This is a genomic window from Bacteroides sp. D1 (assembly GCF_000157095.2).
Lineage (GTDB): Bacteria > Bacteroidota > Bacteroidia > Bacteroidales > Bacteroidaceae > Bacteroides > Bacteroides xylanisolvens.
This window is the reverse complement of record NZ_JH114350.1, coordinates 951,281-960,144: the sequence shown is the minus strand read 5'-3', so window position 1 is coordinate 960,144 and position 8,864 is coordinate 951,281. Positions and strand designations below refer to the sequence as shown.

The window sequence follows — 8,864 nt, the reverse complement described above, 5'->3', positions numbered from 1 at the left end:
GGGAACACTTATGATAAGGATATTAGAAAGTGGATTAGAAAAAGACGAAGGCAACACGGAATATGGCACTGACGAACTTTGCATATGGTATTGAAAAAAGACTGGGAGGCAGTACAGGCAGCTATTGATATCCCCTTTAATAACGGATTACTGGAGGGGACAGTGAATAAAATTAAAGCGGTAAAAAGGCAGATGTACAATAGGGCAGGAAGTAAACTACTGAGAGCCAAGATTCTTTATTCACAATAGAAGAAGTACCACCAAATTTGACGAAGAACCGTTTTTTCAACTTTATAGTATGAGGATTACACGTCAAAATTATGCCCACAACCGTAAGTCATAAACCAAATTCACCTCTGTGTCCTCCGTGTCCTCTGTGGTGAAAACATGAGTTAAATGCTCCTTCATTTTATTCCCCGCCTCACCCTATATCTCTTTTATATAGAAAAAGTGGGGATATCGTCTTTAATAACGTATCCCCACTCTAAACCTAGTTAATGTACTCTTTCTCATTTCTCAATTCTGTACCCCCATGAAAGCATTTCATTACGACCTACTTCACTAAGGATTTTTCTAACTAAAAAACTCATTTTCTTTGCCATAATCTTTAAAACTTTAAATTACTAATTCCTGAAAACTAAAAAATAAAACTTACTTGTTTGGTTTAGCATTAATTGTTGAATATCCCCAAACATGTACATCGGCTTCGCCGATCTTTCTAAACAATCTTTTTAAACTTTTCATTTTGTTATCCTCTTAATTACATGTTTTATAACACAAAAATACGGTCTTTGTTTATACATCGACCTAAAAAAGAGAGAAATTTATGTTTTATAGCATATTTCTTGATTTGCATCAATTAATTTATTTGTTATGAAATAAAATTGTAATATAGCCTGCAATTAATATGACAAAAAGGCACGGATGAAATCTCATCCGTGCCTTCGCTATAAATACCTATTATATAATAGGAGAATATTTACATAATAAAGAATACGCTTATTTCAGTGGAGTTTGTTCTAAAGTAGCCACCAGGAAGTCGTAGAACTTCCGTACAGTAGGAATCAATGCTCTTTCGTCCGGTGAGTGCGGTGAACGCAAAGTCGGGCCAAAAGAAATCATATCCAATCCCGGAATAATAGCACCGATAATACCACATTCCAAGCCTGCGTGGATTACTTTCACTGCAGGCTCTACACCGAACTGCTGCTTATAAGAGGCCTTCATCGCATGCAAAATCGGAGAATTAACATCAGGCTGCCAACCGGAATATCCACCAGTCATTTCCACCTTCATACCTGCCATAGAGAAACAAGACTCCAAGCTGGTAGTCAGATATTCCTTCATGCTATCACTCGAGCTGCGAGCCAGAATCTTAATGGCAGCTTTTCCTTCACCAATCGTAATAATAGCAAGATTGGAAGAAGTCTCTACCGTATCCGGAACAGTAGGAATCATACGGGTCACACCGTTCTGACAAGCAAAGATTGCATCAATCAGATTGTCCTGAATCTCTTCAGGCACTTGACCCGCAGGAAGTTCCACACGTTCAGCCGTAAAGCTAATCGGTGTTTCAATTGCCGAATATTCTTCATTGAACAGATCTTCGCAGTATTTCACCAAGCCCAATAGTTCTTCTTCATTTTCAGCCGGAATGGTAATAACCGCATGTGCTTCACGTGGGATAGCATTACGCATATTACCACCTTCCCAGCTAGCCAAACGGGCTTCATAGCTGGCAACCGCTTCACGAACGAAACGAACCAGCAACTTATTAGCATTGGCACGTCCTTCATTGATTTCCAATCCCGAATGTCCGCCGCGTAATCCTTTCAATGTAACTTTCACTGCGATATCTCCTGCTTCGGGAGCTACTTCCTTATATTCCAGGGTAGCAGTTACATCCATACCTCCGGCACAACCTATATACAACTCGCCTTCATCTTCCGAGTCCAGATTCAAAAGAATCTCTCCGTTCAGTGTACCCGGTTTCAAGCCGAACGCACCGTACATGCCGGTTTCTTCGTCTTTCGTGATAAGAGCTTCCAAAGGACCGTGTTTCAGGTCTTTTGCTTCCAACACAGCCATAATAGCAGCTACACCCAGTCCGTTGTCTGCACCCAAAGTAGTGCCTTTTGCTTTTACCCAGTCACCGTCTATATAAGTTTCAATCGGATCTTTTTCAAAATCGTGTACAGTATCGTTGTTCTTCTGCGGAACCATATCCATGTGCGCCTGAAGAATCACACCTTTCCGGTTTTCCATACCCGGAGTGGCGGGTTTACGGATAATCACATTACCTGCTTCGTCTACAAAAGACTCCAGCCCCAGCTCTTTTCCGAAACCTAAAAGAAATGCTGTAATCTTTTCCATGTGTCCTGACGGACGGGGAATCTGTGTCAACGAATAAAAATGCTTCCACACGTTCTGTGGAGCTAAAGAAAGAATGGTACTCATAATAAATATTTTAAAACTATTTTAAATCTGATAATTAAACAGTGCCAAGTTATGGAAAAGTTTTCAGATGACAAAGGAGGTTGGCAAAAACATGTAAGAATATACACTTTTAGCTAAAAATTTACGCCCGATGTCTATTGGTGAACGGCAGAGCAGCCAAGCCGTACACACCCAATAAAACAACCAAAAAGGTTTGAATACCGTGTACAATCAGGGCAAATATTCCGGCATCCGTCACGTTTACTCCATAAAGCATCATCATAGAAATGATGGCAAAATGCCAGGGTCCCGCTCCGTTAGGGGTAGGCACAATTACGGCAAACGTGCCGCCGACAAACATGACCAATGCCGCAAGGATACCCAAATGTGCCGTAAAGGCAAAGCAATAGAATGTAAAATAGAAATGGAGAAAGTAACAAGCCCAAATAGCCAGTGTATAAAAAATAAAGAGGGGAATGTTGCGCACGCCTTTTAAAGACATAATTCCTTCCCATATATTCAATACAAATCCTTTCACCCGTTCATAGAAGAACAACGTTTTTCTTAAATAATAAAGAAGTATCACCACACCAATAAAACAAAACAGAATGATATAAAACCACACTGAAGTCAACAGGTGGACTAATGAAGGGATTTTCGTTCCGGTCTGCTGAAGGAAAGTGACGAATATCGGTAATTGGAGCAATACAGTGATGCCTGTGATGAGGAGAATAGTCAACGTATCGACCAACCGCTCCGTAACGACTGTTCCCAACGACTTGGCAAACGAGACATTATCATATTTCGCCAACACTCCGCAACGGCTCACCTCCCCGATCCGGGGAACCACCAGACTGGCAGCGTATGAAATGAAGATAGCATTCACGCAATCGCTCTTTTTCGGGAAAGCGTCCAACGGTTCCAATGTCTGTCTCCACCGCCAACCACGAAAGACTTGTGCAAACACTCCGAACAATAACGAGAAGAGCATCCACCACCAATTTGTACCGTGTAACAACACATCGCCCGCTTTTGTAAAATCAAAGTCGCGATATACCCAGAATAAGATAAAGCCGCCTAAAACAACCGGTAATATCAGTTTCAGCGTCTTTTTTAATAGTTTCTTCATCCTTAATTCTTCATTAGCTTCGCTGACACATCATTTATTTTTTAATAAATAGTAGTACGTTCTTCATTTAAAAGAATTACCTTTGTCAGCTGCAAAAGTAATTATTTAGTTGGTAAATGAAATTAGTAAAGCCTAAAAAGTTTCTCGGACAACACTTTCTGAAAGATCTGAAAGTTGCGCAAGATATTGCCGATACAGTCGACACCTTCCCCGAACTGCCTATTTTAGAGGTGGGGCCGGGTATGGGAGTATTGACCCAGTTTCTAGTAAAGAAAGACCGATTGGTAAAGGTCGTAGAAGTTGACTATGAGTCGGTTGCTTATCTTCGCGAAGCCTATCCGTCACTGGAAGACCACATCATCGAGGATGACTTCTTGAAAATGAATCTTCACCGGTTGTTCGACGGGAAGCCTTTCGTACTGACTGGTAATTACCCGTATAATATTTCCAGCCAAATCTTTTTCAAGATGCTGGACAACAAAGATATCGTCCCCTGTTGCACGGGAATGATTCAAAAAGAGGTAGCCGAACGTATTGCAGCCGGACCGGGCAGCAAGACATACGGTATCCTTAGCGTATTGATACAGGCATGGTATAAAGTGGAATATTTGTTCACTGTCAGCGAACACGTGTTCAATCCGCCTCCCAAAGTGAAAAGTGCTGTTATCCGTATGACACGCAACGAGACTAAAGAGTTGGGATGCGACGAAAAACTGTTCAAGCAAGTAGTGAAAACGACCTTCAACCAGCGACGGAAAACATTGCGCAACTCCATCAAACCTATTTTAGGCAAAGATTGTCCACTCACGGAGGACATCTTATTTAATAAACGCCCGGAACAACTATCGGTAGCCGAATTTATCGATCTGACCAATAAAGTGGAAGAAGCACTAAAGACAGCCGGCAACGCCCAATAATTGGCGGGCAACAGTGAGCAGAGAACTGGATTTTGTAATTCGTAATTTGTAATTGACAACGATGAACGAGGAATACATTGACAACGTTAAACACCTTATTGAGCAAAAAGACGCCGACAAGGTAAAAGGTCTTCTCATCGACCTCCATCCGGCCGACATCGCCGAATTGTGCAATGACCTGAATGCGGAAGAGGCTAAGTTCGTCTATCGCCTGCTCGATAACGAAATTGCCGCCGACGTGCTTGTCGAAATGGACGAAGATGCTCGTAAAGAGCTGCTCGAAATGCTTCCTTCGGAGACAATCGCCAAACGCTTCGTTGACTACATGGACACGGATGATGCCGTAGACCTGATGCGTGAACTCGATGAAGACAAGCAGGAAGAGGTTCTTTCGCACATCGAGGACATCGAACAGGCAGGAGACATCGTCGACTTGTTGAAATACGACGAAAATACCGCCGGTGGTTTGATGGGTACGGAAATGGTACTTGTCAACGAAAACTGGAGTATGCCCGAATGTCTGAAAGAGATGCGGCAACAGGCGGAAGAACTGGACGAAATCTATTATGTATATGTCATTGACGATGACGAACGTCTGCGAGGTATCTTCCCGCTCAAAAAGATGATTACTTCCCCTTCTGTATCCAAAGTGAAACACGTGATGCAGAAAGATCCGATTTCGGTACACGTGGATACTCCCATTGACGAGGTAGTACAGGCGATTGAGAAGTATGACTTGGTGGCTATCCCCGTTGTCGACAGTATCGGTCGGCTTGTGGGACAAATCACCGTCGACGACGTCATGGATGAAGTCCGTGAGCAGTCGGAACGTGACTATCAGTTGGCATCCGGTCTTTCGCAGGACGTAGAAACAGACGATAATGTATTGAGACAGACCACCGCTCGCCTCCCCTGGCTATTAATCGGTATGATCGGCGGAATCGGCAACTCTATGATATTGGGTAATTTCGACTCCACCTTTGCTGCCCATCCCGAAATGGCACTGTACATCCCGCTAATCGGTGGTACAGGAGGAAATGTCGGAACACAATCTTCGGCAATCATCGTACAGGGTTTGGCAAACAGCTCGCTGGACGCTAAAAATACCTTCAAGCAGATAACCAAGGAATCGGTAGTAGCTTTAATTAATGCCACTATTATCTCCTTATTAGTATACACCTACAACTTTATCAGGTTCGGCGCAACGGCTACGGTCACCTATTCCGTATCCATCAGCCTGTTTGCCGTGGTAATGTTCGCTTCTATTTTCGGGACACTGGTACCGATGACGCTGGAGAAGTTCAAAATCGATCCAGCCATTGCAACAGGTCCGTTTATAGCCATTACAAATGACATCATCGGAATGATGTTGTACATGGGAATAACCGTTTTATTGTCATAAAAACACGATAAACAAAAAAAAATAAGCAAAATAGTATGAAGTAATCGTTTTATTTCATTAATTTGTGACCCAAAACTAATATACAATGATGGACGCTCATGACACTAATCAACCCTTGAACCAAGGGGAATTAGAAGAAGAAAAGAAAACAGTCGAGGTTTCTGAAGCTATTACAGAGACTCCGGCTGAAGATGTTACTGCCGAAGTTCAACCTGAAGCAGCTCCTAAACCTGCCACTAAGGAAGATGTACTAAACCAGCTAAAAGAGCTTGCGCAAGACGCTGAAAATGCGAACAAGCAGGAAATTGACAATCTGAAACAATCATTCTACAAGTTACATAATGCCGAGTTGGAAGCTGCTAAGGTACAGTTTACAGACAACGGTGGAAACATTGAAGATTTTGTTGCCGAAGAGGACCCGACGGAAGAAGAATTCAAACGTCTGATGGGGGTTATCAAGGAAAAACGCAGCAAACAGGTTGCCGAGCTGGAACGCCAAAAGGAAGAAAACCTGCAAGTGAAACTTTCCATTATTGAAGAACTGAAAGAATTGGTGGAATCCGGAGATGACGCCAACAAATCTTATACGGAGTTCAAGAAGCTGCAACAGCAATGGAATGACACAAAACTGGTGCCGCAAGGTAAAGTGAATGAACTTTGGAAAAACTATCAATTATATGTAGAGAAGTTCTACGATTTATTGAAACTGAACAATGAATTCCGCGAATATGACTTCAAAAAGAATCTAGAAATCAAAACGCATCTCTGCGAAGCTGCCGAAAAGTTGGCTGACGAGGAAGATGTTGTTTCCGCTTTCCACCAACTTCAGAAGTTGCATCAGGAGTTCCGCGATACAGGTCCGGTAGCCAAAGAACTGCGTGATGAAATCTGGAATCGGTTCAAAGCAGCTTCTACCGCTGTCAACCGCCGCCATCAGCAGCACTTCGAATCGTTGAAAGAAGCCGAACAGCATAATTTGGATCAAAAGACCGTCATCTGCGAAATCGTTGAAGCGATTGAGTATGATGAACTGAAAACATTCTCTGCCTGGGAAAACAAGACCCAGGAAGTGATTGCCTTGCAAAACAAATGGAAAACTATCGGTTTTGCGCCGCAAAAGATGAATGTGAAGATCTTCGAGCGTTTCCGCCATGCCTGCGATGATTTCTTCAAGAAGAAAGGAGAATTCTTCAAGAGCCTGAAAGAAGGAATGAACGAGAATCTGGAAAAGAAGAAAGCGCTCTGTGAAAAAGCGGAAGCCTTGAAAGATAGTACAGACTGGAAAGTAACTGCCGATGCACTGACCAAACTTCAAAAAGAATGGAAGACCATCGGACCGGTTGCCAAGAAACACTCGGATGCTATCTGGAAACGGTTTATCACAGCTTGCGACTACTTCTTCGAACAAAAGAACAAAGCTACTTCTTCACAACGCTCCGTAGAAACAGAGAATATGGAAAAGAAGAAAGCGTTGATCGAGAAGTTATCTGCTATTGATGAAAGCATGGATACCGAAGAAGCAAGTACCTTGGTTCGGGATTTAATGAAAGAGTGGAACTCTATCGGTCATGTGCCGTTCAAAGAAAAAGATAAGTTATACAAACAGTATCACGGAATCATCGATCAGCTATTCGACCGCTTTAACATCAATGCTTCCAACAAGAAGTTAAGTAACTTCCGTTCGAATATCAGCAATATCCAGGGAAGCGGTACTCAATCTCTGTACAGAGAACGTGAAAAGCTGGTACGTACTTATGAGAATATGAAGAATGAGCTTCAGACTTATGAGAACAATCTGGGCTTCCTGACTTCTACTTCTAAGAAAGGCAGCAGCCTGCTGACTGAATTGAACCGCAAGGTAGATAAGTTGAAAGCAGACTTGGAACTGGTATTACAAAAGATCAAAGTAATCGATGAATCAATAAAAGCAGAAGAATAAGAGTTCTGCCCGATTTAGAAAAATTAGAAACAGGTTTTATACTCACTTGAGCTATAAAACCTGTTTTTCTTTTCTACTAAACAAGACGACAGCCAGTTTAAGGATTTATTCTTTATCAATCAACTTCACGGCTTTTCATAAGATTAGTGTTTTTCGGACTATCAACGTGCATTCGTGTCACCGAATTTGCCACCGAGGAACTGTTTTTTTTTAAACTTCCAGTGACCTTTTATGTGACCTCTTGATGTTGAGAAGTTTAGAGACACATACTATTAAACATGCAAAAAAGCCGTTATTACTAGGTAATAACGGCTTTTAGCTTATTTTGTCTTATAATTTGTTGGGCTACCTGGATTCGAACCAGGAATGACAGGACCAGAATCTGTAGTGTTACCATTACACCATAGCCCAATGATTTTCGTTTGCGGGTGCAAAGATACAAATATTTTGGGAATTCAAAACAAATCCGATATTTTTTTTGCAAAAATGTCCAAATAAGCTTTCCAAACAAAAGTATCTCCACTAAAAAACACAAAAATTGAGGGATAACTTTCTTGTATCCAATAAATCAGCGTATATTTGTCAAAAATATCACGTTTATTATCAGAAACAAAGGGTCACCTTTTTTTGTTATAAACAAATAGAGAACATGAATTATTAATCCCAATTACAGGAATGAACGATACTAAAGTATTAATTGAAAAAATAAAAGAAGGAATTCAAGAGAAAAAAGGTAAAAAGATAGTTGTTGCCGATTTAACCAGCATAGAAGATACCATCTGTAAATATTTCGTTATCTGTCAGGGAAATTCTCCCAGTCAAGTGAGTGCAATAGTAGATTCAATCAAGGAATTTACACGCAAAGGTGCGGACAGCAAGCCTTATGCAATCGACGGACTCCGAAATGCAGAATGGGTAGCTATGGACTATGCCGATGTATTGGTACACGTTTTTTTGCCGGAGACAAGAGCTTTTTATAATCTTGAGCACCTCTGGGCAGATGCCAAACTTACTCAAATCCCCGATCTAGACTAATTAATG

Annotated in this window: 6 protein-coding genes and 1 tRNA gene; 4 read left to right on the top strand and 3 right to left on the bottom strand. The window is 41.6% G+C overall.

The features are described from left to right. Nucleotides 1–999: 999 nt before the first annotated feature. Nucleotides 1,000–2,457 carry an aminoacyl-histidine dipeptidase gene (locus BSAG_RS01230; protein ID WP_004315815.1) on the bottom strand — a complete coding sequence of 486 codons (1,458 nt, stop codon included), beginning with the start codon at nucleotides 2,455–2,457 and terminating at the stop codon, nucleotides 1,000–1,002. Between the two features lie 121 nt (nucleotides 2,458–2,578). Then, nucleotides 2,579–3,565, bottom strand: a complete 987-nt coding sequence (locus BSAG_RS01235; RefSeq protein WP_004315816.1) for a lysylphosphatidylglycerol synthase transmembrane domain-containing protein — start codon at nucleotides 3,563–3,565, stop codon at nucleotides 2,579–2,581. Nucleotides 3,566–3,681: 116 nt separating this feature from the next. On the opposite strand from BSAG_RS01235, the gene rsmA reads away from it, so the two are divergent. The 3 genes from rsmA to BSAG_RS01250 all read left to right on the top strand — a co-directional run bounded on the left by rsmA (nucleotide 3,682) and on the right by BSAG_RS01250 (nucleotide 7,823). Then, nucleotides 3,682–4,482, top strand: coding sequence for a 16S rRNA (adenine(1518)-N(6)/adenine(1519)-N(6))-dimethyltransferase RsmA (rsmA, locus tag BSAG_RS01240; RefSeq protein WP_004312093.1), 801 nt, complete (start codon nucleotides 3,682–3,684; stop codon nucleotides 4,480–4,482). A gap of 61 nt (nucleotides 4,483–4,543) precedes the next feature. Continuing rightward, on the top strand, nucleotides 4,544–5,884 hold the full coding sequence (gene mgtE, locus BSAG_RS01245) for a magnesium transporter (RefSeq protein WP_004312092.1): 1,341 nt from the start codon (nucleotides 4,544–4,546) through the stop codon (nucleotides 5,882–5,884). Nucleotides 5,885–5,969: 85 nt separating this feature from the next. Beyond that, nucleotides 5,970–7,823 (top strand): DUF349 domain-containing protein, encoded by a 1,854-nt coding sequence (locus tag BSAG_RS01250; RefSeq protein ID WP_004315148.1) that lies wholly within the window; start codon nucleotides 5,970–5,972, stop codon nucleotides 7,821–7,823. 340 nt (nucleotides 7,824–8,163) lie between these two features. On the opposite strand, the gene BSAG_RS01255 is transcribed toward BSAG_RS01250, so the two are convergent. Next, nucleotides 8,164–8,234, bottom strand: a tRNA-Gln gene (locus BSAG_RS01255). A gap of 264 nt (nucleotides 8,235–8,498) precedes the next feature. Here BSAG_RS01255 and rsfS point away from each other — a divergent pair. Next, nucleotides 8,499–8,858, top strand: a complete 360-nt coding sequence (gene rsfS, locus BSAG_RS01260) for a ribosome silencing factor (RefSeq protein WP_004310984.1) — start codon at nucleotides 8,499–8,501, stop codon at nucleotides 8,856–8,858. Nucleotides 8,859–8,864 lie beyond the last annotated feature (6 nt).

Excerpts from the sequence above, each read along its gene's own strand:
- BSAG_RS01235 (WP_004315816.1), bottom strand. The coding sequence starts at position 3,565 with ATGAAGAAACTATTAAAAAAGACGCTGAAACTGATATTACCGGTTGTT.
- BSAG_RS01250 (WP_004315148.1), top strand. The coding sequence starts at position 5,970 with ATGATGGACGCTCATGACACTAATCAACCCTTGAACCAAGGGGAATTA.
- rsmA (WP_004312093.1), top strand. The coding sequence starts at position 3,682 with ATGAAATTAGTAAAGCCTAAAAAGTTTCTCGGACAACACTTTCTGAAA.
- BSAG_RS01230 (WP_004315815.1), bottom strand. The coding sequence starts at position 2,457 with ATGAGTACCATTCTTTCTTTAGCTCCACAGAACGTGTGGAAGCATTTT.
- rsfS (WP_004310984.1), top strand. The coding sequence starts at position 8,499 with ATGAACGATACTAAAGTATTAATTGAAAAAATAAAAGAAGGAATTCAA.
- mgtE (WP_004312092.1), top strand. The coding sequence starts at position 4,544 with ATGAACGAGGAATACATTGACAACGTTAAACACCTTATTGAGCAAAAA.